This is a genomic window from Streptomyces sp. NPDC003016 (genome assembly GCF_053591455.1).
The window spans coordinates 46707-72080 of sequence record NZ_JBSFTV010000013.1 but is presented as its reverse complement, the minus strand read 5'-3'; the positions used below and the strand labels follow the sequence as shown (position 1 = coordinate 72080).

The 25374-nt window shown below is 70.5% G+C and carries 24 protein-coding genes and 7 pseudogenes; 15 read left to right on the top strand and 16 right to left on the bottom strand.

Annotated features, from left to right (window positions below; all coding sequences use genetic code 11):
- Positions 1-99: 99 nt before the first annotated feature.
- The 3 genes and pseudogenes from ACWDZ4_RS13700 to ACWDZ4_RS13690 form a co-directional block, all read left to right on the top strand.
- A complete protein-coding gene (locus ACWDZ4_RS13700) occupies positions 100-657 on the top strand; it encodes a hypothetical protein (protein WP_451508577.1) in 558 nt (185 codons plus the stop codon).
- A gap of 125 nt (positions 658-782) precedes the next feature.
- On the top strand, positions 783-1253 hold the full coding sequence (locus tag ACWDZ4_RS13695) for a hypothetical protein (protein ID WP_451508576.1): 471 nt from the start codon (positions 783-785) through the stop codon (positions 1251-1253).
- Between the two features lie 701 nt (positions 1254-1954).
- Positions 1955-2056 (top strand): annotated as a pseudogene (locus ACWDZ4_RS13690) (AraC family transcriptional regulator); the annotation flags it as partial.
- A 773-nt stretch (positions 2057-2829) separates the two neighbouring features.
- On the opposite strand, the pseudogene ACWDZ4_RS13685 reads toward ACWDZ4_RS13690, so the two are convergent.
- Both ACWDZ4_RS13685 and ACWDZ4_RS13680 read right to left on the bottom strand, forming a co-directional pair.
- A pseudogene (locus ACWDZ4_RS13685) lies at positions 2830-3019 on the bottom strand (class II glutamine amidotransferase); the annotation flags it as partial.
- Between the two features lie 144 nt (positions 3020-3163).
- The gene (locus ACWDZ4_RS13680) at positions 3164-3859 is read right to left on the bottom strand and encodes a L,D-transpeptidase (RefSeq protein WP_451508575.1); all 696 of its coding nucleotides are present in this window, start codon (positions 3857-3859) and stop codon (positions 3164-3166) included.
- A 430-nt stretch (positions 3860-4289) separates the two neighbouring features.
- On the opposite strand from ACWDZ4_RS13680, the gene ACWDZ4_RS13675 reads away from it, so the two are divergent.
- Entirely contained in the window at positions 4290-5735 is a 1446-nt protein-coding gene (locus ACWDZ4_RS13675; RefSeq protein ID WP_451508574.1) for an FG-GAP-like repeat-containing protein, read from the top strand.
- Between the two features lie 174 nt (positions 5736-5909).
- Positions 5910-6071, top strand: a pseudogene (locus ACWDZ4_RS13670) (endo alpha-1,4 polygalactosaminidase); the annotation flags it as partial.
- A gap of 36 nt (positions 6072-6107) precedes the next feature.
- On the opposite strand, the gene ACWDZ4_RS13665 reads toward ACWDZ4_RS13670, so the two are convergent.
- Positions 6108-6557, bottom strand: a complete 450-nt coding sequence (locus ACWDZ4_RS13665; RefSeq protein WP_451508573.1) for a PRC-barrel domain-containing protein — start codon at positions 6555-6557, stop codon at positions 6108-6110.
- Positions 6558-7387: 830 nt separating this feature from the next.
- On the opposite strand from ACWDZ4_RS13665, the gene ACWDZ4_RS13660 reads away from it, so the two are divergent.
- Complete coding sequence (locus ACWDZ4_RS13660; protein WP_451508572.1) at positions 7388-7780, top strand: hypothetical protein; 393 nt, start codon at positions 7388-7390, stop codon at positions 7778-7780.
- Between the two features lie 28 nt (positions 7781-7808).
- Here the strand turns inward: ACWDZ4_RS13660 and ACWDZ4_RS13655 are convergent, their stop codons facing one another.
- The 6 genes from ACWDZ4_RS13655 to ACWDZ4_RS13630 form a co-directional block, all read right to left on the bottom strand.
- Complete coding sequence (locus tag ACWDZ4_RS13655) at positions 7809-8045, bottom strand: hypothetical protein (protein ID WP_451508571.1); 237 nt, start codon at positions 8043-8045, stop codon at positions 7809-7811.
- 15 nt (positions 8046-8060) lie between these two features.
- Positions 8061-8276 carry a transposase gene (locus ACWDZ4_RS13650; protein ID WP_451508570.1) on the bottom strand — a complete coding sequence of 72 codons (216 nt, stop codon included), beginning with the start codon at positions 8274-8276 and terminating at the stop codon, positions 8061-8063.
- A 38-nt stretch (positions 8277-8314) separates the two neighbouring features.
- On the bottom strand, positions 8315-8536 hold the full coding sequence (locus ACWDZ4_RS13645) for a transposase (RefSeq protein WP_451508569.1): 222 nt from the start codon (positions 8534-8536) through the stop codon (positions 8315-8317).
- A 79-nt stretch (positions 8537-8615) separates the two neighbouring features.
- On the bottom strand, positions 8616-8921 hold the full coding sequence (locus ACWDZ4_RS13640; RefSeq protein WP_451508568.1) for a transcriptional regulator: 306 nt from the start codon (positions 8919-8921) through the stop codon (positions 8616-8618).
- Positions 8918-9415, bottom strand: a complete 498-nt coding sequence (locus ACWDZ4_RS13635; protein WP_451508567.1) for a hypothetical protein — start codon at positions 9413-9415, stop codon at positions 8918-8920. The genes ACWDZ4_RS13640 and ACWDZ4_RS13635 overlap by 4 nt, the downstream gene beginning before the upstream one ends.
- A gap of 609 nt (positions 9416-10024) precedes the next feature.
- The gene (locus tag ACWDZ4_RS13630) at positions 10025-10294 is read right to left on the bottom strand and encodes a hypothetical protein (protein ID WP_451508566.1); all 270 of its coding nucleotides are present in this window, start codon (positions 10292-10294) and stop codon (positions 10025-10027) included.
- A gap of 137 nt (positions 10295-10431) precedes the next feature.
- On the opposite strand from ACWDZ4_RS13630, the gene ACWDZ4_RS13625 reads away from it, so the two are divergent.
- The 5 genes from ACWDZ4_RS13625 to ACWDZ4_RS13605 all read left to right on the top strand — a co-directional run bounded on the left by ACWDZ4_RS13625 (position 10432) and on the right by ACWDZ4_RS13605 (position 16469).
- Complete coding sequence (locus tag ACWDZ4_RS13625) at positions 10432-10653, top strand: hypothetical protein (protein WP_451508565.1); 222 nt, start codon at positions 10432-10434, stop codon at positions 10651-10653.
- A 51-nt stretch (positions 10654-10704) separates the two neighbouring features.
- Complete coding sequence (locus ACWDZ4_RS13620) at positions 10705-11604, top strand: NAD-dependent protein deacetylase (RefSeq protein ID WP_451508564.1); 900 nt, start codon at positions 10705-10707, stop codon at positions 11602-11604.
- A 961-nt stretch (positions 11605-12565) separates the two neighbouring features.
- Positions 12566-12862: a DUF3303 family protein gene (locus ACWDZ4_RS13615; RefSeq protein WP_451508563.1), complete on the top strand. Its 297-nt coding sequence runs from the start codon at positions 12566-12568 to the stop codon at positions 12860-12862.
- An 871-nt stretch (positions 12863-13733) separates the two neighbouring features.
- Positions 13734-14843 carry a glycosyl hydrolase family 28-related protein gene (locus tag ACWDZ4_RS13610; RefSeq protein WP_451508562.1) on the top strand — a complete coding sequence of 370 codons (1110 nt, stop codon included), beginning with the start codon at positions 13734-13736 and terminating at the stop codon, positions 14841-14843.
- Between the two features lie 108 nt (positions 14844-14951).
- Complete coding sequence (locus tag ACWDZ4_RS13605; protein WP_451508561.1) at positions 14952-16469, top strand: glycoside hydrolase family 6 protein; 1518 nt, start codon at positions 14952-14954, stop codon at positions 16467-16469.
- Here ACWDZ4_RS13605 and ACWDZ4_RS13600 read toward each other — a convergent pair.
- From ACWDZ4_RS13600 to ACWDZ4_RS13585, 4 genes and pseudogenes are all read right to left on the bottom strand, one after another.
- Positions 16453-16815 carry a hypothetical protein gene (locus ACWDZ4_RS13600; RefSeq protein WP_451508560.1) on the bottom strand — a complete coding sequence of 121 codons (363 nt, stop codon included), beginning with the start codon at positions 16813-16815 and terminating at the stop codon, positions 16453-16455. The two genes, ACWDZ4_RS13605 and ACWDZ4_RS13600, sit on opposite strands and share 17 nt — an antisense overlap.
- A 42-nt stretch (positions 16816-16857) precedes the next feature.
- A pseudogene (locus ACWDZ4_RS13595) lies at positions 16858-17027 on the bottom strand (NAD(P)-binding domain-containing protein); the annotation flags it as partial.
- A 367-nt stretch (positions 17028-17394) separates the two neighbouring features.
- Entirely contained in the window at positions 17395-18156 is a 762-nt protein-coding gene (locus ACWDZ4_RS13590) for an SDR family NAD(P)-dependent oxidoreductase (protein ID WP_451508559.1), read from the bottom strand.
- The gene (locus tag ACWDZ4_RS13585) at positions 18153-19031 is read right to left on the bottom strand and encodes an NAD(P)-dependent oxidoreductase (RefSeq protein WP_451508558.1); all 879 of its coding nucleotides are present in this window, start codon (positions 19029-19031) and stop codon (positions 18153-18155) included. The genes ACWDZ4_RS13590 and ACWDZ4_RS13585 overlap by 4 nt, the downstream gene beginning before the upstream one ends.
- 217 nt (positions 19032-19248) lie before the next feature.
- On the opposite strand from ACWDZ4_RS13585, the gene ACWDZ4_RS13580 reads away from it, so the two are divergent.
- Positions 19249-22368 (top strand): BTAD domain-containing putative transcriptional regulator, encoded by a 3120-nt coding sequence (locus tag ACWDZ4_RS13580; protein ID WP_451508557.1) that lies wholly within the window; start codon positions 19249-19251, stop codon positions 22366-22368.
- Positions 22369-22959: 591 nt separating this feature from the next.
- On the opposite strand, the gene ACWDZ4_RS13575 is transcribed toward ACWDZ4_RS13580, so the two are convergent.
- Positions 22960-23148 (bottom strand): hypothetical protein, encoded by a 189-nt coding sequence (locus tag ACWDZ4_RS13575; RefSeq protein ID WP_451508556.1) that lies wholly within the window; start codon positions 23146-23148, stop codon positions 22960-22962.
- Positions 23149-23194: 46 nt separating this feature from the next.
- Here ACWDZ4_RS13575 and ACWDZ4_RS13570 point away from each other — a divergent pair, with 46 nt between their 5' ends.
- Together ACWDZ4_RS13570 and ACWDZ4_RS13565 are read left to right on the top strand one after the other, a co-directional pair.
- Entirely contained in the window at positions 23195-23629 is a 435-nt protein-coding gene (locus ACWDZ4_RS13570) for an AMP-binding protein (protein ID WP_451508555.1), read from the top strand.
- Positions 23614-23733: pseudogene (locus ACWDZ4_RS13565) on the top strand (IS5/IS1182 family transposase); the annotation flags it as partial. The gene ACWDZ4_RS13570 and the pseudogene ACWDZ4_RS13565, both read left to right, overlap by 16 nt.
- Positions 23734-23808: 75 nt before the next feature.
- Here ACWDZ4_RS13565 and ACWDZ4_RS13560 read toward each other — a convergent pair.
- Positions 23809-23976, bottom strand: a pseudogene (locus ACWDZ4_RS13560) (winged helix-turn-helix transcriptional regulator); the annotation flags it as partial.
- Between the two features lie 192 nt (positions 23977-24168).
- Here ACWDZ4_RS13560 and ACWDZ4_RS13555 point away from each other — a divergent pair.
- Complete coding sequence (locus tag ACWDZ4_RS13555) at positions 24169-24552, top strand: YybH family protein (RefSeq protein ID WP_451508554.1); 384 nt, start codon at positions 24169-24171, stop codon at positions 24550-24552.
- An 86-nt stretch (positions 24553-24638) separates the two neighbouring features.
- On the opposite strand, the pseudogene ACWDZ4_RS13550 reads toward ACWDZ4_RS13555, so the two are convergent.
- Positions 24639-25195, bottom strand: a pseudogene (locus ACWDZ4_RS13550) (IS5/IS1182 family transposase); the annotation flags it as partial.
- Between the last annotated feature and the right edge of the window lie 179 nt (positions 25196-25374).

The window sequence follows — 25374 nt, the reverse complement described above, 5'->3', positions numbered from 1 at the left end:
GACCGTGTCCGTCGCGTGCCGGGCGCAGGCGTTTCCCCAGGGCGCGGTGAGGAATACCCTTAATAAGGCATAACGGGCACCAGTGAGGGGGTTGGTCCGATGTCGACAGGGACCCTCCTAGCGATCATCATTCCTGTAGTGGTGGTGCTTGCCGCGCTCGCCGTGGTGGCGTTTCTCGGCTTCCGGCGTAAGCGCCTGCGTGAGCGTTTCGGCCCCGAGTACGAACGGACCGTCGAAGGTTCCGGTAGCCGCCTTGAGGCCGAGCGTGATCTCAGCGCGCGCGAGAAGCGCCATGACTCGCTGGACATCAGGCCGCTGCCCGGTGATGTCCGGGACCGCTACAGCCAGGACTGGGCGGGTGTGCAGGGAGAATTCGTGGACCGGCCGGAGGACGCCGTGCGGGACGCGGACTCCCTGGTCACCTCTTTGATGCGGGAGCGGGGTTATCCGACCGAGGATCTGCCCCAGCGGATCAGGGATCTCTCGGTCGAGCACGGCCGCACGATCGAGCACTACCGCGCAGCGCACGAGGTCAACGAGCTGAGCATGAAGCACCAGGCGACGACCGAGCAGCTGCGGGGAGCCATGGTGCACTACCGCGCCTTGTTCGACGAGCTTCTGTCCGATGGGGGCCAGGGACGTCACGCCCGGACCTGACCGGCTCGCCCCGCCCCGCCCCGGCGAGTGCCGGGGCCCTTCGCCCGGCCGTGTGCGACGCCGGGCGAGGCGGGGCGAGACCCGGCGGAGGCTGGCGAATACGGATGCAGGAGAACGGAGGAGAGATGGAACGCGAGAACATTCCCGACCCCACCGAGAGCGGCCTGTCGACCGAGGATCTCGCCGGGCCCCACGGCCTGGGCGAGGCGGGCGAGGAGCCGGAGGGTGGGCCTCCCGCCTTCCCTGGAGAGAGCACCGCACCGGCAGCTGATGCCGACGCGTCCACGGCCCCGGGACAGGAGTCGGTCACCGCGCAGGGGGAGGATGTGCCGGAACTCCTGACGACCGAGGACGAGGAGCGCTTCCGTACGCGCTGGCAGGACGTACAGAATCAGTTCGTCGACGATCCCCGTGAGGCCGTGCACAAGGCCGACGCCCTCGTCGCAGACGTCATGCAGACGCTGGCGGCGACCTTCGCCGACTACAAGAAGGATCTGGAAGGGCAGTGGAAGCAGGGCGAGGAGGTGGACACCGAGGACCTGCGCAAGGCGCTGCGGCATTACCGGTCGTTCTTCAACCGCCTGCTCACCACCTGAACCCACCCGCCCGAGCGGGTGGCGATGACCCGCCCGGGCGGCTCCCCCTCCCCGCAGCGGCGGAGCCGCCATGTGCGGCTGCCCCACACGCGGGCCTCCCCCTCAGCGCGCGGGTTGCGCGATCAGCGTTCCCAGCACGTCCAGGATGCGGCCATGAGTACGGCAGGAGGCGTCGCGCCGGGGCGGGCCGGGCGGCACCGCCTGGAGAACGTGCCGCCCGATGCCGCTGCTCGCGGCGTGGCATCTGCACGGCTCAGACGCTGTACGCAGGTGGCAGATGCCGGACTCGCGGATGTTCGCTCTGAGCGACGGCGAGGGTGGGGAAAGCAACGGGTTTCGGCTCTGGCGAAGATCTCGCGACGGGCATGGCCTTGTCAGTGCCTCTGGATGCCGTCGCTCGGCGGAGTGGGCCGGCCGAAGTCCCCTGCCGATCGCCCCCGGGGACTTGCCCTCGGACAGTCGTTCCCGCACCTCCGCGTAGCGTTCCGACTGCCTCGGCCGCACGCGGCGCCGGGCCGCCCCGCACCAAGGTGCCCATGGTCTGCGCGCTTGCCGGCCGGCCCGTTGCCCGCCTGGCCGCCGGTGCGGCCGATGTCGCGGGTGCGGGTCTCATGCCACCGGTCGCTCTGCCGCTCGGCCCGGAGGACGGGCCTGCGGCTGATCACGAAGGAGCCGGCGCCGGAGTCCTGCTGGATGACGACAAGAGCCGGCCGGGGCCCGAGATCCCGCGGACCCGGCTCTCGCAGGATGGGACACGGGCGGACGCGGAGTTGTGGATCCCCGCGGAGTGGACAGCGCTCTGAGCAACAGCGCGCGGCGGTCCCGGGCCGCCGCGCGCTGGAGACGTGGGTCAAAACGGTGGAACGATCCCGGGATGGCTCACGGCGATCCGACAGACGAAAAGTGGGCGCTGCTGCTGCCGCTGCTGCCGCAGGCAGCGGGGACGGGCCTGCCGCCGGGAGACCGGCGGCAGGTCTTCGACGGGATCTGGTGACGGGCGCCAACCGGCTCACCATGGCGGGATGTGCCCGAGCGGTACGGGCCCTGGCACAGACGCGTCCACGGTGTTGCGGCGCTGGCAGATCGATGGCACCAGGGCCATGGTCTTGAAGAATCTCCAGGTCAAAGCCGATGCGGCCGGGCATATCGAGTGGGGGTCTCGGTCGACTCCACCATCTGCCGGGCCCGTCAGCATGCTGCTGGGGCTCGCAGACGGGCAGCTGCCGAGCTGGTCCGGGCGCCTCCTGACGGGCTGGTGACCGAGCCGGACGGTCACGGGATCGGGCGCTCGCGCGGCGGCCTGACCACCGGGCTCCACCTCGCCGTGGACGCCTCCTTCCACGTCCTGGCCACCGGGTCACCGCTGGACAGCGGGCAGACGCACCCTTGTTCGCCGAGGTCATGGAACGCGTCCGTGTTCCCAGGGTCGGCGGCGGACGCCCGCGTATCCGCCCGGGCCATGCCCCTGCCGGCCGTGCGTACTCCTTCCGGGAGATCCGCGCGTACCTGCGCCAGAGGCAGATCCCGCACACCGTCCCAGAGAGGCGTGACCGGGCCGGACACCACCTCCGTCGTGGCCCGGGTCCCGGGCAATGGCCGGCGTACGCGCGTCGGAGCCGTACCAGCCGATGCCGAAACCGTCTCCGTCGGTGGTCTCGACGCCCGTCCGCGAATGCAGGCTCTGGCCGATCAGGGGGTAGGCGGGCCTGTACAGAATGTCACCGAGCGGGAAGGAGTGTTCCGGAGCAGGCGAGCCATCGGCACATCGGAACACTCCTTCCCGCTCGGCGTCCTGCGGCAGCGGCATGCCCCCGCGGATGCCCCGCCTCACCCGGGCGAAGCAGCCGGCAGAAGCGGCCGCCGCGTCACCATGACCGGAAGAAGCGTTCCACCGCCGCGCGTGAGGCGGCTCAGGTGCCGGGCTTGCGGCCGTAGACGAAGACGTCGTCGCCCTTGCGGAGCATGCTCCAGTACTTCGAAGCGTCGGCTTTGGTCATGTTGACGCACCCGTGCGAGCCGGGCGGGCCCCAGACGCTGATGCCGACCGAGTGGAACGCCTGGCCGCCGTCGAAGAACTGGCTGTACGGCATCGGCACGTGGTAGAGGCTGGAGACGTGGTCGATGTTGCGCCAGTAGACCTTCTTCAGGCCGGTGCGGGTCTCGTACCCGTCGCGTCCGGTGCGCACCGGGACCGGTCCGTACGCCAGCTCCCCGCCGTCCTGGATCCAGCTGAGCTGGAGCGTCAGGTCGACGCAGGCGATACGGCCCTTGTTCGTCGGGCACTTGCCCGCCCTGTTCGGGTTCTTCCCCACGGCCTTCTGGCGGTTCATCAGATCCATGATGCCCCAGGTGATGGGACCAGCCAGTCCGGCGTTGGGGCTTATGGAGTGTTTCGTCTGAAATGCCTGGATGGCCTTGCAGTCGGCGACCGACTGCCTTCCGTCCACCGGGCGGCCGAGGAACTTCTCGACCTGCCTCTGATAGGCCCCGGTCTGCGTGGTGCATGACGCGGCCTGAGCCGGCGTACTTCCCATGGCTACAGTGAGCGGGGCCACCAGCGCGGTAATTCCGGCTGCGACAACCCCTCGTCGGGTTATGTTCCTCACCGCTGTCCCTTCCTCGTGCGCACGTGATTCACGTTTTGCTTAATAGACGGCGGACGGGATGCGGCAGTTGCACGGAGAAAGGCGACAGTTGCATAACTACGTGCGGCTCCGTCGTCGATGCCCCAGGAAGCCTCGGCCCCGGCAGCCGGCAGCCGGCACTCCATCGCGCTGCCCGTCACCACGACATCCGGCCAGGACCCCACCGGCTTCCTGCGGCAGACCGTCATCGACTTCACCTTGCGCCGCTGGGATGGACAGGTACTCAACGGCCTCACGTGTCCTGGCGATTGAGGTGTCGCTCCCGGCTTTCCCCTCCCCCGAAACTCTGCGGGTCACCTGGCGATAACGATCCTCCGCTCCGTACAACCAGGGGCACCCCTCGTTGATCTTCCGTACGACACGTTTCGTCGTTCAGAGCAGTGGAGCCCCCATGCAGCACATCCCGTCCCACAGGTACGCCGTGCCCGGCGTCCTGCTCGGCGCCCTCACGCTCAGCGCGCTCTGCGTGCCCGGGGCCGCGGCCGCACCGGTGCGGTCGGGGATCGAGGCCGACTACAACGGCGACGGCTACCTGGACCTGGCCGTCGGGGCGCCGAACGCGAAGGTCGGGTCGCGGGAGTACGCCGGAGCGGTGGTCGTGCTCTACGGATCGGCGTCCGGAGTGTCTGCCGGACGGCGCACGGTCGTGCACCAGGACACGGCCGGGGTGCCGGGGGCCGCGGAGACGAACGACAGATTCGGCCGGTCGATGGCCTCGGCCGACCTGGACGGCGACGGGTACAGCGACCTGGTCGTCGGCTCGCCGGGCGAGGATGTCGGCTCTGTGCCCGGCCGGGGCGCCGTCACCGTGCTGTGGGGCGGCCGCCAGGGCATCGCGGGCGGCGCGAACCTGCCGCTCCCCTCCTACCTGGACGAGCAGAGCGTGATGGGGTCGGGTGTCGCTGCCGATGACTTCAACGGCGACGGCCGCAACGATGTGACGGTCACCGGCCCTACAGAGACCCGGACGTACTTCGGCGCGTTCACCCGCACCGGTGTCCCCGCCCGCCAGCAGACGGAGAACCTGGGCAGTACCAGCGGCGCGGTCGCGGGCGACCTCAGCGGCGACGGCGCGGCCGAGCGCCTGTACCCGCGAGGGACCACCGACGATCCCGCCGGCGTGATCTCCTACGTCAGGTGGACCGGCGGCAGCACGTACGCGACCACGGAGCTGACCGGCGCGGACGGGGACGCCGCCGCCATCGGCGACATCAACGGCGACGGGTACGGCGACCTCGCCGTCGGCGACTACCAGGAGCCGGGCGGAGACAGGAACGGCGGCCACAAAGGCGGCCAGCTCACCGTCTGGTACGGCGGCCCCACCGGCCCCGCGCCGGCCCAGCGGCCCACCGTCGTGCATCAGGACACCGCCGGTGTCCCCGGCGGGGGTGAGAGCGGTGACGGCTTCGGCGTGAGCGTGGCCGTCGGTGACATCGACAAGGACGGATACGCGGACGTCGCCGTCGGAGCCCCCTACGAGGACCTGGCCGGCAGCACAGACGCGGGGGCCGTCACCCTTCTGTACGGCTCGGAGGACGGCCTGACCACCGCGCGGGCCCGCATGATCACGCAGGACACCGCGGGCGTGACCGGGGCCCCGGAACGCTACGACTACTTCGGGCACGCCCTCACCCTCCGCGATCTGACCGGCGACGGCCGATCCGACTTGGTCGTCGGAGTGCCGGAGGAGAACGGCTACGGCATGGTGAGCGTGGTGCGCGGCGCCGCCTCGGGGCTCTCCACCAGCGGCGTGGTATCAATCACCGGCACAGCGGCCGGGCTGTCCGGCGCATCCCAGGAATGGTTCGGCATGGTCCTGCCCGACGCCGCCCACTGACGGTCCGTCACCTTCCACAGAGACGGCACGAGCCTGCCAAAACGTCCGCAGATGCACGCAGTACGCCGACTCGCTGTTGTGAGCTTCGGTCCCTTTCCACCTCTGTCCTGGCGAGTGTCCTGATCCTGAGCTGCTGCTTCCGTTCCACGGTGGACGAGGAGTGCCGCGCAGTACGGCGACTGCGCGGCACTCGCTCCCTTCGTCAAGGCCGGCAAGGCGGTCCTGCACGTCGAATACGCCGCCCTGCTCGGCGACTTCTGCGAGCGCTCCGCAGAACTCGGCCTCAGTTCGATGCGCAAGAAACCGGACCTCGGAGCGTGGCACCGGCCGTGCTGACGGGCACCGGCGTCCGCCCCGGACCGGAGGTTACGGCTACGCGCCGGCGTCGTGCAGGACACGCAGCCGTGTGCGGAGCGACTCCTGGCCGACCGTGCCCGCCTGGAGGTCCTGGGCCCGGTCCATGGCGGACCACCCGCTGCCGCCTTCCGCGTTCACCTGCTCACGCACGTCCGTCAACGCGTAACAGGCGAACAGCTTCTCCTCGTCGGCCACGGAGAGTATCTCCCCGCCTCCGCGCGCGACACGCGCCGCGGCCTCGATCACAGCCGAGGAGAACGGGACCTCCAGTCGGCCGTCACCGCCGACGGCGTCCCGCAGCGGAACGAAGACATCACCTGGCGCCGAGCCGCCACGAACGCGCACCCACTCCGGCCTGCCGGTGGTGTCGTCCAGCAGGACATGGACCACGTCCCCGACCTTGTGCCCGTCAACGGCGAAGACCGGCTGACCGGCCAAGCTCGCGAGCTGCTCCTGGGAAATCACCGCTGCTCCTCAATCGTCCTGCCGCGACCTGTCCCGGAGTGCCTTGCCCGCACCGGCGCGCCCAAACGGTCGGTGACCAGGTTTTCATGGGCTTCCGCGGCACTGGTGCGATCGACGGCCGACGATCGACGATCGGCCCTCGACGGCCGGCAGGGGCGGGAGGGCGCCGAGGATCCGCGGCGGGTCTGCTTTCCACCGCGTGCAGCGGTGCCAGGACCGCAACGGCGTTCGTGCTGATGGACGTGCGGTTTCTGTGGGCCGTGTCCGTGTCGTTCGCAGTGGCTGGTGCGGGCTTGGTGTCGTCGTCGGCGGCGCCGGTGTGACCGGTGCAGGAGGTGATCGACCGGGGTGGGAGCGCGGTCGTCGAGGCGGGTGATCAGGCGTCCCGCGCCCGTAGCCGTTGGACGAGCGCGGAGAGCGCCGCCACCACGAGGGCGAGCGCACCGGCAACAGTCGGCAGACTGTCCACCACGCCGCTCGGCTTCCCCTTTCCGGCCACGGGCGGGTGCCCCCGGGCATCCGATGCTCCGGACGGCCCAAGCTGGTGGCATAGCCGAAGAGTACGAAACTCGCCCGGAAACAGGCCGTGGCGCGCCCGTGGCCGGCCGGGTGGCGGCATCCCCGACCCGGTGCCGCGATGGGCTGCGTGTGATCGCGGCCGAAGCGGAGGAACACCGGTCCGGACGGGCCGTGCCGGCGCAGGTCGCGCAGCCCGGTCACGGTGATCGGGGCCTTTGCGTCGCAGAGGTGGTGGCCGCCGCGCTGCCGCCCGCTCCCCCTCCTCCCCCAGTCCCTGGCGGCGGACCACACGGCGTGAGATCATCACCCGGGTGACCGATGCTGCTCGGGAAACGATCTCGGTTCGACCTGACGACCGCGCCGCGTCCGCCCTGCGCTTCGCAGTGGAACTCATCGCCTGGGTGGCGACCCCCTGGGCGCTGGCCGGCCACTCGTGGCTGCTTGCCGCCCTGTCCGTGGTGCTCCTGATCGGCCTTCCGACGTGCTTCTCCACCCCGGGTGACAAGGCCCACGTGATCATCGCGGTGCCGGGCTGGGCCACGATCCTTCTGGTGCTGCTCCAGCTCGCCGCAGCCGTGGCTTCCTCCTGGCTGGCCTGGCCCGCGTGGGCGGCGGTCGCCGTGAGCCTGCTGGCAGCCGTCACCCTCGTCACCGAGCGCCGACGCTGGCAGTGGCTGGTCTCCGCGAACCGTTTCGCCCACTGAAGCGACCGCCGGCCGAAGCCCCTCAGCCTCACCAGCCGACCGTCCGCAGAGAGCTGGTCAGCTCGGAATCAAAGTACGCGACATGCCCCAGAGCCGGCTTGGGCCGGCGGAACATCAGCGCCGATATCACCGCGAGGGCGGCGATGACGTACCGGATGCTGCCCGCGAACGCGTCGGCCGCGGTGGTGCCGTGGCTGCCCGCGGGGGCGTGGTTGAAGAACACCAGCGACGCCATCGCGACACCCAGGGCGGTCCCTGACTGCATGGCGGTGTTGAACCGTCAGCCAGATCCGGGACTCCGCTGCCAGGTCCGGGTCGCCTTCGAGGTGTAGTCCTTGTCGCCGATGACGTGACCGGGCCTGGCCCTCGGCCTGCCGAGCCCGGTTTGTGACACCCGTATCGCATCCATCACGGCGGTGAACCGGGTGCAGTCGTTGGTGTTCCCGTCTGTCGGAACGAACGCGAGCGGACCGCCCGTGCCGTCGCACGCCAGCACGCCAGGTGGATCTGCCGGCCAGTCCACCCCGGCACCGGTCACTCAATGCCGCCCGCCGCCCAGCGGCGGAACCTGGTGTGGAGCGTGGTCCAGGAACCGTACCGCTCGGGCACGTCCCGCCAGGCGACCCGGTGCGGAACTTCCACATGACTTCCACGTGCTCCCGTTGAGGACCGTCCGGTAGTCCAGTCGCGGCCGCCGCGGCACGGCCCGGAGCAGCGGTGACTGTATGAGTTCCTCCCTGGCGTCGGACAGTTCATGGCTGCGTATCACCACACCATGACCCACCACCCAAGATCACTTCGACGACAGACCTGGCACGCCTTCAGGCGGCCCGCCTCAGGTACCGACGATGGCGCGCAGGGCGGCGAGGTGGGCGTGGTAGGCGTCACGGCCGGAGCGGGTGAGACGGAGCCAGACGCGTTGGCGGGTGTCCCGTACGGCTTTGCGCTGCTCGACATAGCCGGCGTCCACAAGCACGGTGACGTGCTTGCTCAATACAGAGGCGGAGACGTCGAGCTGCCGCTGCACCGTGGCGAACTCGGCCTCTCCGGCTGCGTCGAGGAGGGCGCAGATGCGCAGGCGGTTGGGGGCGTGGATGGTGGTGTCGAAGCCGTCCATGGGATCGGGTGTGGAACTGCTCATGAGGCCTTCCGGTGCAGTCGGACGAAGACGAGGTGGAAGCCGATCGACACTCCGGCGCCGAGAGTGGACGCGGCGAGCAGCCACAACGGCTCGCGGGTGGCGCGGAAGACGAAGGCCGAGCCCAGCAGCAGGGCGGGCAGCCCCGTGACCAGAGGCAGGGTGACACGCTTGGGCAGCAGGTCGAAGCGGAGTGCCACGCCGGTCTTCTTCCGCCAGTTGGAGGCCGCTGCCGCGTACAGCGCCATGTACGCCGCCGTCAGCACCATGAGGAGGACGCTCCAGGCCGCCTGGGGCATCAGCCAGTCGGGATTGGCCAGCGTGCCCCCGTAGACCGGGGGTATCGCGGCGACGTACAGCGTGAGCGCGGTGGTGAACCAGCGTGGCCAGGGCGTGGCGGACGCGGCTGCGGTGGTCACGCGGACCCGCTCAGCGTCGGTCAGGGCGGCGAGGGCCTGCTGTGCGTTCGGTCGGATGACGTCCCCGTTGGTTTCCATGATGGAAACTGTAGAGGTGAGTTTCCATTGCGGCAAGCCATGAATTTCCGAAGTGGAAAGTCTGGCCACCCGCTAGAGTCGCCGCATGGGGGATTTCGCCAGTCAGGGCAGGACCGTGCTGTGCAAGTCATGTCACCGGCCACTCCGCCAGAACCGCCGTTGGTTCCCGCGGCAGTACTGCAACCGCTGGCACAAGGTGAGGCACCGGGTGGCCGACCTCGTCCGGAGCGTGCTGGACAACGTGTAGGCGCCCGGGCACCGATGGGGGCGTCAATGCGTTGCCGGGATGGTCCAGGTGGCGTGGCCCGACGGGGCGGCGATCCCACCCGCTCCCCACGCATGCGGGGATGGTTCCGTAACCATCGCTGATGCGGTGCGGCGTACGCCCCCACCCCTGCGAACCGATGACCGGCCTGGTACGTGAGGGCCGAGACGACTCGTGCCTCGGTGAACGTCCCTCCCGGCTCGCCGGAGGGCAACGCCTTCGGGAAATGCCCGTCGGCCAGGACCCGTCCGGGCCACTCGACCCCACGGCCGCGCTCCCTGCCAAAGAGTGAGGGGGTATCGACCCATCACCTGTACCGGGGCACAGCGGCGCCCTTGCCGCTATCACCTTGCACTACGACGGTGCCGGCCGCTTCCCCTGCCGGCCGTCAAACGGATCATGAGTTCATGGCGTACAGCGTCTTCGTTCAGTACACCCGTCTCCTGCGGACCAGCAGCCACGACCTGTGGACCCGGTTGCGAGAACTCCTGAAGAGCCAGGAACTCGATCCAGATCGGACACTCGTTGTCGACCTCTTGCAGGAGGGCCCCGATCATGAAGATGGTCAGGTCGTTTCCGAAGACGCCAGGGTCTACACATTCGGTCTCGTCCACGACCGGGCAGCAGAGCACGGGGTCTGGCGGCCACCGCCCTCACCGGCAGCCCCGGCGCCGGAGAACGCCCCGCTCCTCTCCCAGCTTGTTCTCCACACCCGGGACGCCCGCGCCGGCAACGTCACCAGGGCGCCCCGGTGGGTCGGTCACACCCTCGCCCCGGCACCTTCGGCGAGCGGCCGGCCCCCGGCGCGCTGGGCATGGGGGATCTCGGCGTCGTCGCCGCCCCGGACCGTCTGCACCTCGTCCCACCGGTCCACGGCGGGCGCGAGGTGGCGGCCGGTACCTTCCGCATACTGAACACCGGCATGCTCGCACCCCCGCTGCGGACTGTGTACGACACCACCCCGAGCCAATGACGCCGTCCTCGGCGGACGCGGGTGGTGAAGCCTGTTCCGTACCCTGGCGGCATGCGCATACGCCCCACTCTGAGCTGGACCCCCACCGAGGACCTGCCGCCGGGCACCACGGACCTGGAGCCGGTCGCCGAGGCGCTGAGCACCGGCGGCGTGCTGGTGCTCAGCGGGGCGGGCCTCTCCACGGAGTCGGGCATCCCCGACTACCGGGGCGAGGGCGGGAGCCTGAGCCGGCACACCCCGATGACCTACCAGGAATTCACCGCCAGCGCCCAGGCCCGGCGCCGGTACTGGGCACGCAGCCACCTCGGATGGCGCACCTTCGGCCGCGCCCGGCCCAACGCCGGGCACCGCGCCGTGGCCGCGTTCGGGCGGCACGGCTTGCTCTTGGGTGTGATCACCCAGAACGTCGACGGCCTGCACCAGACTGCCGGCAGTGAGGGCGTCGTGGAACTCCACGGAAGCCTGGACCGGGTCGTCTGCCTTTCCTGCGGCGCCTTCAGCCCGCGCCGCGACCTCGCCCGGCGGTTGGAGGAGGCCAATGCGGGCTTCGAGCCGGTGGCAGCCGGAATCAATCCGGACGGTGACGCCGACCTCACCGACGAACAGGTCGGGGACTTCCGCGTGGTGCCCTGCACGCTCTGCGGCGGCATCCTCAAACCGGACGTGGTGTTCTTCGGCGAGAACGTTCCGCCGCGGCGGGTCGAGCACTGCCGCGCACTGGTCCGTGAGGCGGCCACGCTGCTGGTCCTGGGTTCCTCACTGACGGTAATGTCCGGGCTCCGGTTCGTCCGCCAGGCGGCCCAGGCCGGAAAGCCGGTGCTGATCGTCAATCGGGATCCGACACGGGGCGACCGGCACGCCCTCACCCGCGTCGCGTTCCCCCTGGGAACAGCCCTCACCACCGTGGCCGAACGACTGGACATCCTCATCGACGGCCAGGCGACGGCCTGAGCGAGTCGTAACGGTGGAGTGACAGCGGTCGTCACCGGACATGAGTGGCCGCGGCGGCGCCGGCTCGTGCTCGGTGCTCCACAGCGGTGAAAACGGACGACGCACTCACAACCGGGGCGCGGCGCTCGAGGATATCGCCCCGTCCTGGTGCCCGGTCTGGGGCGCCGGCACCCGCCGGCAATGCGCCTACCGGCTGTGCCGCACGCGGGTCCAATCGGACTCACCCCGGCCGGGCAGGACGAAAGGCCGGTCAAGCACCCCCGGACCGAGCCGGCGAGTGGGCACTCGACAGGAAAGCCACCCAGCAGTTCCGCGCTCGTGAAGACCATCTGAGCGTGCCCAGAAAACACCTGGAGCCCCCGAGCAGCGGCGGCAGCCGAGGCGAGCAAGCGGTAAGGCTCGGCGCCTTTCTGGACAACGCCCGCCGACGAGCCGCCACGCTCGCCCCCGAACACCACCAGGCACTGGCCGTATCCGCCGTGCGCTGGGCATGGTGGTTGTGCGTGGCAGTCCGATCAGGCGGCTTCTCCGGATCTCTTCCCCGGCCACGAAGGGGTGTCCGAAAACCCGGGCACCCCTTCGCATGTCACGGCTGACGCGGTCGCCCCTGAAGGCCCTACACCGAGGAGTGGCCGAACGGAGCGTGCATCACCGCCGAGGGCTCGCAGGACGAGATGACGCCAGCGCTCGCCTCGGTCTTGCAGACCTCGAAGTAGGCGTAGCTGATGTAACCGCCCGGAGCGGACGCCTACGGCCCTCACTCGTCCGGGCGGCCCCCTCGTCCGAGTCCCCTCACTCCTCATCCGGGTCTTCCCGCTCCCCTACCGGCCCTCAAGCCCTTACCGGTGCGTACTGCGAGGTATCGGTCCCTCGAATGGCCCGGCCCTGCGTGCGCGCCGGCCGGGCCGCTCCAAGACTGAAGCGGCCCCGAAGCCCGCCCCACTACAGAAACGAGGTGCTCATGAGGACGATGCTGGTGATCCACATGGACACGGAGAAGACCAGTGAGCTGATCGAGAACAACGGGATGGAGCAGTTCATGCAGTCCGTACTGGAGCGCCTGCGACCGGAGGCGGCGTACTTCGGCCCGCACGAGGGCATGCGCACCGGGTTCGTCGTCATCGACCTGGAGGACCCCTCCCAGCTCCCGGTCATCTCCGAACCGTTCTTCTCGCAGCTCGGCGCCAGGATCGAGATGTTCCCCGTGATGACCGCCGACGACGTCCGGGCGGGCCTCCAGCGGTACGCCACGGGCTGAGCCGCCCGCGCCGCGCGCGGAGGCCGGCCGGCGGGGTCCGGCTTCTTCTGACGGTGTACGCCCGGGGCGCCCTGGAGCCGGCGGGCGGCCTCCGCCGCCGCGGATCGACGAGCCCCGGGCGGATGCCGACGAGGCGGATGCCGACGAGCGGGTGGCCGCGGGCGGTAGGGCCCCTCCTGGGACACCCTCTGACCCTCCCCGCACCGGACCGGACCCCGGGCCTCTTGAGGCTCGGGGTCCGGTGCTGTCGCCGGGTGCCGGCCGTTCGGCCCCGCGCAGCCGCGCCTGGGCCGGTCCCGCCCCGGCTCCGGCGACGTCCAAGTCCGAGGCAGGGCAAGGGCTTCGGACAGACCGTCTGCACGCGCCCGGCACAAGTGCCGCTTCCCTGGGGGATCTCACGTCGGCGGAAGGGCGAGCGGTGCTGGCGTGGCTGCGTGTGGTGGGGATGCCCGCAGAACCTGAGGGGGCCGGTCATGGGGCGGGCTGCCGCTGCGACAGGCGGTTGATCCCGTGGCCCGCGGACGAGGCATCGCCACCAGGACTCTCGGCCGGATCGCGGTCAGGACGGTACAGAGCCAAGAGCGCTGGCCGTTCCTCCGCAGGAGAACGGGGCTCTGCGGCCTGTACGGCTGTATCGGGCGGAGTCCACTGGTTCTTGCAGGCGGGCACGCCGCGCGTCGGGGACCGGCGCCTCCTTCCGAGGATGGACAGGCGTTCGCTTCTCCTCTTGAATGAACGCGCCCGATCAAGGCGACCATATGTTCGAACAAGAGGGGTGGGCAGTAGTTTGGATCGCACACGAAGACTGTTACTCGGCGGTGTCACGGCGGGTGCCGCGTCCGTGGTGGCGGGAACGGGGAGCGCCGCCGCGATGGAGCCCGGGGCAGCCTCGGCACTCGGCTGGCACGACGTCAAGACGTACGGCGCCAAGGGGAACGGCACGAGCGACGACACCGCCGCGGTCCAGGCGGCACTTGACGCTTGTGAACCAGGCAACAGTGTGTACCTGCCCGCCGGGCAGTACCGTACGAGCACGCCCGTACGGGTCCCGCCCTACGTCACCCTCCGCGGCTCTCACGGCTCCGGCGAGAACGAACACGACGTACCCGACCCGCCGTTCGGCCTGAAGCCGCTCCCCGGTTTCACCGGCGAAGCCGTGGTGCTGATCCTCGACCAGATGCGAGGCGGTTACGCACGCCGGGCGGTCGAGCCGCGGATCTTCGACCTCACCATCGACGGCTCCGCCCTGCCGCGCGACGGGGCGGAGATCGACGGCATCAGGGCCGTCGGCCAGATCCAGCACCTCCAGTTACGGGACGTCCAGATCCGCAAGGTCACCGGCATCGGCATCAACACCGTCTACAACACCGACGTGCCCAAGGGGCCGCAGGCCCCCTTCTGTCTGCACTTCGACCGGGTCTCCGTGCAGTGGACCGGCAGTTACGGCATCGCGCTGAACAACTGCACCGATTCCGTCTTCCACGACGTGTACGCGCTCGGCTGCAACGGAACCGGCTGGTGGATCGCCGGCACCGGCAACTCGACGTTCACCAGCTGCCGGGCGGAATGGTCGGGCGGCGACGGGTTCCTGATGCACGGCTGGGAAGGCGTCGTCCAGTTCATCGGCTGCTCCACCGACCGCAGCATGCACAACGGCATCAAGGTCGAGGCCAGGAACGCCCGGGCCATCCTGCAGCTCACCGGCTGCCGCCTGGACCGGGACGGACGCAACCAGGACCTCGGCGGTGGCGGGTACGCCGGACTGAAGGTCGAGGGCGCGACCGCCAAGGTGCTCGCCGACGGACTCATCGTCACCGCCGGCAACAACGACGACGGCCTGAGCAAGGCGTCCCCGGCGCGCGGAGTCTCCGTAACCAACTCCGCGTACACCGTCGTCAGTTCCGGTTACATCGACGGTGTCGAGATCGACTGGCACGACGGCGGTGGCAACACCGTGCTGAAGAGGGGCCCCCTCGTCTAGGACCCCTTCCGCCCGTACCGGCGCAGACCGTGCCCCACGCGCGGCGCGCCCTTTTTCTCCGCGTCCGGAACGCCCTGACGCAGACAGTGCGATCGAAGAAAGCTGAGCATGAGACACACCCGCACAGCGTTCACCGCCCTTGGCGCATGCGCGCTCGCCGCACCCCTTCTCACCGCCCCCGCCACGGCGGCCGAGATGGCACCGGAGCAGGCCGTCTACGGCGAACTGGCGCGCAACGGCACCTTCACCACGGACACCGAAGACTGGTGGGGAAGCCCCGGCGCATCGGTGGAATCCGCAGACGGCGCGCTACGGGCCACGGTTGAACCCGCCTCCCCGGGCCAGGTCGGCCAGTGGCACCACACGGTCGTGGGACAGAACCACATCAAGCTGCGCCCGGGCGTCACCTACACCCTGTCCTTCGACGCCAGGGCATCCAGGACCACGAAGATCAAGTCGACGGTCCAGCTGGGGACCCATCCCTATCCGTCGTCCCTGGACAACGAACTCGACCTGACGACCACCGCCCAGCGGTTCAGCCGGACCTTCACGTCCTCACTGGATTCGGACGACGGTCACATCGACTTCCAGGTCGGCGGCCAGGACGTCAGGACCGACATCATCCTGGACAACGTCTCGCTGACCACCTCGACGGCGCGCGAGGGCTTCTACACCGACCCCGACAGCACGGCGATGAAGTGGGTACGGAACACCGCGGACCCCCGCGCCACGAAGATCAAGGCGGCCATCGGCGACCACACCACCGTGAAGTGGTTCGGCAACTGGGACGCCGACGGCGACGCCACGACCGGCATCCGGACCGAGGTGAGCGACTACGTGGCCGCGGCCGCGGCCCAGGGCAGGCTCCCCGTGATCGTCGCGTACAACATTCCCGGCCGTGACTGCGGCGGCGCCTCCTCGGGCGGCTCTGCGGACGCCGACCGCTACAAGGAGTGGATCGACGCCTTCGCCCAGGGCATCGAGGGCCGTCCGGCCGTCGTGATCCTGGAGCCCGACGCGGTCGCCCAGTCCTCCGACCCCGGGTGCATCTCGGGCGAAGCCCTCGAAGCCCGCTTCGACATGCTCTGGTACGCCAATCAGCACCTCCAGGCGCAGGGCACCTTCGTCCAGACGTACCTCGACGGAGGCAACGCCACCTGGACCCTGGGGCAGGACCTCAGCGGCACCGACGGCAACGGCGGCATCGGCCTGAAGCGGATGGCCTACCTGCTCAACCGTTCCGGTGTCTCGATGGCCCGCGGAGTCTCCCTCGGCGTCTCGAACTTCCACTCCACGGAGATCTCCAACCAGTACGGCAGCAGGCTGGCGGCGCAGCTCAAGGCCGACTTCGGCGTCGACACCCGGTGGGTCGTGGACACCGCACGCAACGGCAACGGCGCCTATGCGACCCCGGGCGTCCCGAGCAGCGGGCACGTGGGCTTCTGCAACCCGGCCGGGCGCAAGCTGGGCGTGACCTCCCGGGCCGGCACGGGCGGCGCCGAGTACCTCCTGTGGATCAAGAACCCGGGTGATTCGGACGGCGACTCCGCCCAGTGCCCGGTGGGCTCCCCGCCGGCAGGATCTTTCTCCCCCGACCTCGCCGACGCGCTCATCGACGGCCGCTGACCACGCCCCGTCGGGGCCCTCGCCGCTTTCCTGAACCGTGGCCGCCGAGCCGGGCCGCCTTCGCGGCGGCCACGGGGGCGGCCGCCTGGTAGGACTCGGCCGCCCTGTCGTAGCGGGTGGCGCTGCCGCGCCATCGCTTGAGGCGGTTGAAGCACCGTTCCACCACGTTGTGCCGCGTGTGGACCTGCTGGTCGAAGGCCGGCAGTCGGGGGCCGGCCACCCGACTGCCGCGCTTGAGGCGGTTGCGGACCTGGCCGGCCCGGAGCGCGCGGGTGAAGGTGCCGTCCTTCGCCCAGCGACGGAAGCGCGTGTGCGGGGAGGCCCACGCACCGTACCGCTCGGGCACGTCCCATCAGGCGACCCCCGTACGGAACTTCCACAGGATTTCGACGAGTACCTCCGCGTGGGCGGCTGTTCCGTTCAGGCCCGCTACGGGGAGCCGAGGTCTGTCCGGTCCCCGGGCCGACGCGAACCGAGGAGTACGTCGTGTCCTGCGGCGTCCCAGCCGTGGGCGAGTGCTCGGGCGACGTTGCCGGTGCCAAGTAGTCCTCTACGCATGGTGGGACGCCAACTCTTGCCGGGGGCGCGGCGAATCGGACCGCGGGCCCGGGCAGACCGGCACCAGAGACCCAGTTCTGTGGTCGCTCGCCATCCAGCTCCTCCGGGGCCTGGTGCTGTTCTTCCTCTCTTCCTCGTGTTTCGGCAGCAGGGGGGTCGCTCTCATTCCTGTGGGGTTGCCGATGGCCTCCGGAGACGCGGGATCTGCGCCTCGGTCCCGGCGGCGCCCGGGCAGCGCCAGTACGCCGACGAGACCGAGGACGTATCCGCCCTGCACTCCGTCGCCGTGCTGCGACGGCCGTGGGCTGCTGCTCCTGGTGCCACCGGCCGCTCGTCCGGTACCAAGACGTGGGAAGGCGGGGCGTCCTCAGGCCGGGGTGATTCCCCGGCTGATGCCGCCGTCGACATGCAGCTCCGTGCCGGTCGTGAACGTGGCGTCGAAGGCGAGGAAGAGCACCGCACGTGCGAACTCCTCGACCGAACCATGGCGCTTCATGGGAGTGATCTGGTCGCCCTCCCGCAAGAAGGCCTCCCTCTGCTCCGCGGTGAAGTCCGCGACCGCCATGGTGGGGGTTTTGATGTAACCGCCGCTCACCGCGTTGACCCGTACGTTCCTCGGAAGCAGTTCGGCTGCGAACACCTGGGTGAAGGAGCGGACCGCCGCCTTGGCTCCGGAGTACGCCGCCATGCCCGGGTAGCCCATCACGTTGGCCACCGACGTGCTGTAGACGATCGAGCCGCCCTCCCTGATCAAGGGTGCCAGCCGTTGCGTGCTGAAGAACGCGCCCTTGGTGTTGACGTCGAAGGTGCGGTCATAGCTGGTCTCCGTCACCTCTTCGAGCCGCTCCAGATAGGAAGTCCCGGCATTGACGTGCAGGAAGTCGATGGTGCCGAGCTTCTCCTCCACCTGAGTGGCGAGCTCCGCGATGTCGGCCATGCTCGTGATGTCGGAGCGGACCGTGTGGGCGGCCGGGCCGAGACCGGTTCTGACGGCTTCCAGGTTCTTCTCGTCATGGCCGGTCAACAGCACCTCCGCCCCGCCGGTGAGCAGTGCCTCGGCCACGCCCCGGCCCATCCCGTGCGTGCCGCCGATCACGACGGCCTTCTTTCCCCTGTACGCGGTACTCATGCCGTCTTCCTCAGCGACTCGATCGCCCGGGAGAGGCTGGCAGCCCCGTGGCCCTGCGCGGTCTGGTGCTCGAAGAGGGACTGGAGGGGGGCGAGCAGGTCCACACCGACGCCCTGGGCCCTGGTCGCGGTCAGGATGTTGGCCAGTCCGACGGTGTTGATGTCCAGGTTGGACGTCTCGGTGGTGTAGTCCCCGGAGTCGATCTCCTGGGCGAAACCGGGCAGGGCCGCGGCGGCCGCGTTCAGCCAGGGCACCAGCAGGGCCGTGATCTCAGCGGCTTTGATCTGCGCCGAGTCGCCCAGGGCCACCGACTGGAAGAACCCCGCGAACATCCCGTACATGCCGCTGAGCAGCGCGACGTCGTAGACCGAGGCGAGGCCGGCGTCCGCGCCGACGAACGTGCCGGTGCCAAGGAGGTCCAGCTGCTCGCGGTACGCCTCGAACACGGAGGCCGAGCCGCTGTAGAGGACGAACGCTTCGGGCGTCCCGATCGTCTGCGGCACCGCGTAGACCGCACCGTCCAGGTACTCCGCGCCGTGGCCGGCCGCCCAGGCGGCCAACTCGCGGGCCGGCTCCGGGGTTCCGGAGGTGAGGTTGACCAGGACACGGCCGGTGAGGGTGTCCGCGGCCGGAGCGAGAACCTCTCGTACGGTCTCGTAGTCCAGCAGGCAGACGATGACGAGGCCGCCCGCCGCCAGGGCTTCGGCGGCCGTTGCCGCCCGGACCGCGCCCTTGGCGACCAGGCTGTCCGCCTTGGCCTGCGAACGGTTCCACACGGTCGTGGGATGGCCCTGTTGCAGGAAGGCGGCGGCCAGCACTTGGCCCAGGTTGCCCAGACCGATGACCGTGACGGGCTGCTTGGAATCGGGGTTCATTTCGCTCCTCCGTTGCGTGGGCGGCTTGTGGTCACACCTTGCTGGGGAGACCTGCCGATCGGCTGTCGGCCGGCTGTCGGCCCGTGCCGGCCGCTCCGACAGACCGGTACGGAGGCCGGGCTAGGGTGAGGCCATGCGATTCGGGGTGCTTGGTCCGCTTGCGTTGTGGACGGACGGCGGTGAGCCGGTAGGGGTCCCCGGGGCGAAAGTCCGTGCTTTGCTGGCCCAGCTGCTGGTGCACCCGGGACGCCCGGTGTCCGTTGAGCGGCTGGTGGACGACTTGTGGGGCTCCGTACTGCCGGACGATCCCGGCAACACCCTTCAGGGGAAGGCTTCCCAGCTGCGCCGGGTCCTGGAGAGGGCCGAACCCGGTGGCCGTGAACTCGTGGTCTCCGGGGCATCGGGGTATCTGCTGAGGATCGGCGCCGAGGCCGTCGACGCGGGCCGGTTCACCGCTCTCCTGGACCGGGCACGGACCGCCGGCGCGTCCCACGCGAAGGCGGCGTTGCTGTCCGAGGCCCTGGGGCTGTGGCGGGGTGAGGCGTTCGCGGACTTCGCCGCCGAGCCCTTCGCCCGTGCGGCGATCAGCCGGCTCGCCGAGGAGCGGCTGGCCGCGCTGGAGGAACACGCCGAGGCAAGAATGCAGCTGGACGGCGGGAACGGGCACGGAGAAGGGCACGCCGCGCTCGCCGGTGAGCTCGACGGTCTGGTGGCCCGGTACCCGCTCCGGGAACGGCTCCGCGCCGTACAGCTGCGCGCCCTGTACCGGGCAGGGCGTCAGACCGAGGCGCTCGACAGTTATGAGGATCTACGGCGCCGGCTCTCCGACGAACTCGGCCTGGAGCCGGGCAGCGAACTGGTGAACCTGCGACAGGCGATCCTGCGGCAGGACCCCGCACTGGACGCACCCCGCCCTGCCGGTACGAATCTGCCCGCCCCTGTCGCGGGAATCGTCGGCCGGGAGAACGCCGTTCTCGGCGTATGCCACATGCTCGGTTCCTCTCGCCTGGTGACGCTCACGGGGCCGGGCGGGGTGGGGAAGACGCGGTTGGCCGTGGAGGCCGCCGGGCAGGCCGCCGCCGGCCGTCCCGACGGCGTGTGGTTCGTCGAGCTGGCCGGGCTCGACCCGTCACCGGGCCACGGCGGGGACGCGGACGCGGTGGGCGCGGTGGCCGGAGCGGTGATGAGGGTCCTCCACATCAAGGAAGCGGGCGAGGCCGGAGAACAGGGGTCCCCGGTGGGCCGGCTGACCGGTGCCCTGCGGGACAGGCGTCTCCTGCTCGTCCTGGACAACTGCGAGCATGTGGTCCAGCCGGTCGCCGAACTGGTCGGGACATTGCTGCGGGACGTACCGGGGCTGACCGTCCTGGCGACCGGCCGGGAACCTCTCGGGGTCGGCAGCGAGCGGGTGTGGCCGGTGCCGCCGCTGGAACTGCCCAGCGCAGTGGATCTGTTCATGGAGCGGGCCGGCACCGCGCCCGGTTTCACCCTCGACCCGGACAACGCCGAGGCCGTCGCGGTGCTCTGCGGACGCCTGGACGGCATTCCGCTGGCATTGGAGCTGGCGGCCTCCCGGGTACGGACCATCGGCGTACACGGCCTGGTGACCCGCCTGGCCGACGACAGGTTCCGGTTGCTGGCGGGCGGAACCCGGACCGCGCCGGCCCGGCAGCGGACCCTGCGGGCGGTCATCGACTGGAGTTGGGAGCTGCTGACGGCCGCGGAGCGCGTCGTGCTGCGTCGGCTGTGCGTCCACGCCGAGGGCTGCACCCTGGAGGCGGCCGAAGCGGTCTCCGCCGGAGACGGCGTGAAGGCTGCTGAGGTACTCGACCTGCTGGCACGTCTGGTGGACCGGTCGCTGGTTGTGCTGGACGACCGCGCGGAAGGCCCGCGGTACCGGCTGCTGGAGTCCGTGAGGGAGTACTGCCTGGAGCAACTGCGGGCAGCGGGCGAGGCCGAGGACGTACGAGAACGGCACAGTCTGTACTACACCGAACTGGCCTTCCGGGCCCAGCCCTTGCTGCGAGGGCCCGGGCAACAGCGCCAGCTGCGGCGGCTGGACCAGGAGAGCGCCAATCTGCGCCGGGCGTTCGCCTGCGCCGTACAGCGGGGAGCGGCGGACCAGGTGCTGCGGACGGTCAACGCGCTGGCCTGGTACTGGGTACTGCGCGGCCGTCTCGCGGAGGCCCGGCGGGCCCTGGACACAGCCCTCGCCGCGGCCCCCGCGCAGCTCACGCCCGAACGCGCCCTGGCCATGGCCTGGCAGACGGGCATCGCGCTGCTGGAAGGCACCGCAGCCGACGGAGCGGAGCGCATCCGGGCGGTTCTTGCGGCGTACGACGAGGTCGACGATGCTCCGGGGCAGGCCACGGCACTATGGTTCCTGGGGGCCGCGCAGATGGGTTCCGGTGATGTGGGCAGCGGGGAGGCACTGGTGGACCGGGCCCTGCGGGGCTTCCGTGCGCTGGGTGACACCTGGGGAACGGCGGCGGTCCTGAGCGTACGAGCAAGGCACGCGATGGCCCGTGGGGACCTGGACGCGGTCGGGCGCGACGGGGAACTGAGCGCCCGTCTCTTCCACGAGGCCGGCGACCAGTGGGGGCAGTTGCAGACCGTCTTCCCGCTGGCCGCACTGAGCGAGATCACCGGCGACTACGCACGGGCCGCGCGGCTGCAGCGTGACGGACTGGAGATCGCCGAGCGGCTCGGGCTGTGGACGGAGGCCGCCAAGCGGCTGTCCGGCCTCGGGCGGCTCGCCCTGCTGACGGACGACTGCGCGCAGGCCCGCACGTATCACCGGCGGGCGCTCAAGCTGGCTCGCGAGCAGAATTTCAGGTCCGGGGAGGTCGACGCCGAGATCGGCCTCGGGCTCGGTGCCCGCAGGGAAGGCGACTACGACCTGGCCGAGACCCACATGCGCGGCCTGCTCTCGTGGTTCCGAGAGGTGGGTTACGGGCCCGGTACCTCGCTGGCACTGGCCGAACTGGGTTTCATCGCGGAGCTGCGCGGCGACGCCGGCGCCGCCCGGGCTCTGCACGCGGAGGGTTTCGGCATAGCGGGTGAACTCGGCGATCCGCGTGCTTTGGCCCTGGCCCTGGAGGGACTGGCCGGCGCGAGAGCCCTGGCCGGGGAGCACGGGGAGTCGGCGGCTCTGCTGGGCGCGGCAGCGGCGGCCCGGAGGTCCGTCGGCGCTCCGCTGCCGCCTGCCGAACGACGGGACGTGGACCGTGTCGCGGCCGCGTCGCGCGAGGCCCTGGGACAGGACGCCTTCGCTGCCGAGTTCGACCGTGGCACCTTGCTGGACTTCGGCCAGGTGCAGGCCCTGGGCACCGGCTGACAGGGATCTTCCGTGCCGACGCCGACGCCGAGCAGGCGATCGGCACCGCGCCCGGGGCACCCGGCGCCCATGGCTGCGGGTCCCGCCCGCAGCGTGCGAGAGGTCTGGGCGGGGGGCGGTCCTTCGGGAGGTGATGTCTGGGCGGGGAGCGGTCCTTCGGGGCGTCGGGCAGGAGCCGTGGGTGACGTGGTCAGTCGCACGAACTCGCCGTCGACCACGCGGAGCCCGGCACACGCCGCAACGGGTGAGGTGAGGGGTGCGCCGCTGAGGTGGGGCGCGGTGGGGAGACCTGGCGGGCAAGTCGGCCGACCATGACCTATGGATCTTGTGGAACGGTGCCGGGCTCTTCATCCTGGGCATACCTCTCCCACCCCTCGTGACCACCGCCCCCGCCAGGGAGCCTCGGCCGACCGGCTGAGATGCTCGCGGCCGGCTCCGTTCAGGCCGGCCGTCAGCCACGTCGCTACCGCTGACGAGGATTTCAGGGCAGCGCGGAGCGCGGAGCCCGCCGGGAACCTTCGCACGCATTCCGGTCGGGCCGCGCCATGCCGAACCATCGTCGTCCCCACGTCTGCGCGAAGGGCTGCAAGGTCAGCCCTGTGTCACCGCTTGCTCCAGGGCGGTCTCGAACTCGGCTTCGGTGGCAGGGCGTTCATCAGCGAGATGCAGCGGCTCTGCCTGTTCCTGCGGGCCGACGGCCAGGTCCCAGCGGAGCTTGGCTGCTGTCCATTCCGCGGCGTGATTGAGCCCCGGCCATTCCTCCTGGTCAGCGGCGCTCATTGGTCTTTCCGTCGAGGGAATTCAACGACCATGGCGGGGAAAGCGCATGGTGCGAAGGGGCGCTGCCGGATTGGATTGGCAAGGTCGAGACGGCTTTCCGGTCATCGGACGAGAGCGGGTCACCATCACGTCGGTGGTGCTCGCCGTCGTCCAGCTCCGGCTCGACGTACTTCCCACGGTCCAGGCCGACTCGAGCAGTCTGCGTCTCGTGCAGATCGGCGGCGCGCCCTTGCACCGGGAGACCACCGAACGGACAGGCCCCGCATGGGGCTGTCGCCTGCAGCAGGTCTTCGGCATGGCCGAGGGGCTGCTCACTCTCACCCGGCCCGGCGATCCGGACGAGACCGTGCTCACCGCGCAGGGCCGCCCGCTCTCGCCCGACGATGAGATCCGCATGGTCGGCGTCGACGGCAAGGACGTGCCCGCCGGACGGCAACCTGGTGGTGACCGGCCGTCTCAAGGACGTCCCGCGGCAGGCTGACCACGAAGACCCATCCGGCCGGTGACGGGCAGGGACGGCCGCCGGCCTTTACCATCACCGCCGGGAACGTCGACGACTGCACCCCGTTCGAGCAGGTCATGGCCCTCTTGAGCCGGGTCCTCCGCTCCCCAGTCCCACAGGGCCTGGAGGACCGGGCCGAGGCGATACCCCTGCGGAGTGAGCGTGTAGCGCACCCGAGGCGGCCAGCCCGGACGGCGGTCGCGCTCGACGACTCCGGCCTCGCCGAGCTGTGCCAGCCGGTCGGACAGCACCTTGTCCGACAGCGTGGGCAGGGCCCCGCGCAGTTCGCTGTAGGAGCGGTCGCCGCGCAGCAGTTCGCGAACCACCAGCGTTGTCCAGCGGCCGTGCAGGGCCGCCAGCGTGATCTCCACCGGGCAGGTGGGAGTGGGCGCCGCGACGTTCGCGTGCGGGTCGTCGGGCAGCCCGGTCAGGTGACCAACCGTTCGGTGAGCCACGGGAGCGCCTCCTAACGTATAGAGCACTTCGATTATCCCGATCCGGAAGGACGTCTGTCGATCATGCGAGAACTGGCCGACCGGCCTGAAGAGGTGCCCGCAGTGTTCGCCGCGCGGTTCAACAGCGGCGATGCCGCCGCGTTGGCGCAGGTCTACGAGGACGCGGCGGTGCTGGTCCCGGAGCCCGGAGCGCCGGTGACCGGCCCGGACCTGCACGCCGCCAACGGCCGCCTGCAGAAGCTCGGAGTCCCCATCTCGGTCCGTCCGCGACACGTATACCGCAACGGGGAGCTGGCGCTGCTGATAGTGGACTGGGTCATCGACGGAGCCGGCCAGGACGGGCGGGCGGTGCACGTCGAGGGCACCGCCACCGACGTCGCCCGGCGGGGCTCGGACGGCCGCTGGCGGTACGTCATCGACAACCCGTTCGGTGCCCCTTCACAGTAGCTCGCCTCAAGGGGCGTCCCGTGAATGAGCCTCGCCCCGGTCAGGGTGTGATCGGCCGCGATCGGCCGGTGCGGGTCTTTCGCCTGTCCGGCGAGGCTGGGGTCGTGGAAGCGGGCGATGCCGAGCATGGCGTGATGGACACCGTCACCCTTGAGACGGCAGTCGCGGAGTATCTTCCAGATCTTCATGCGGGCAAGGACGTGCCCGACGCGGGCTCGGGCCTGTTTGTGGGCCTCGTTGCTCGCCTCCTGCCCGGCGGGCAGGTCCTGGCCGGCCCGGTGACGGTGTGGTCGCGGGCAGGTACCAGGGTGGCGACCACCATGAGCACAGCGTCCCCGCGGAACCTTTTGCGGGGCCGGAGCGCGATCACCGGCCCGAGTCGGCCGATGACGCGGTCCGCGGCGGACTTCGAGATGCCGAAGAGCGGGGCCGACCGGCGCAGCGTCAAGTTCGCACACCAGTACGTCAGTACGCTGCGCCCCGTAGCATCCGGTATTCCAGCGGCAGCCCCACGGGCGCCCCCGCGTACCTTACCGGCGCCCCCGCGGCGCAGGGCGGTCAGCAACTCGCCGAAGCCGCGCGGGCTCAGTCCGGTGAACGGGGCTGTCCAGGACGGCTCCGACGCCGTGATCACCCCAGCCACGTCGAGACGCTCTCACCCGTGCACGGCAGCCCGACGGCCCCTTCGGCCGGGCAGGTCGCCGTTGCCTCCCAGATGGGCGACCATGCGACGCAGGACGTTGACCGTGGTCACGAAGCCGGCCGTAGCGATGCCTTCCTACGTCTGCTGATGCACTCGCACGTTACGCTCCCCGGCCCGTA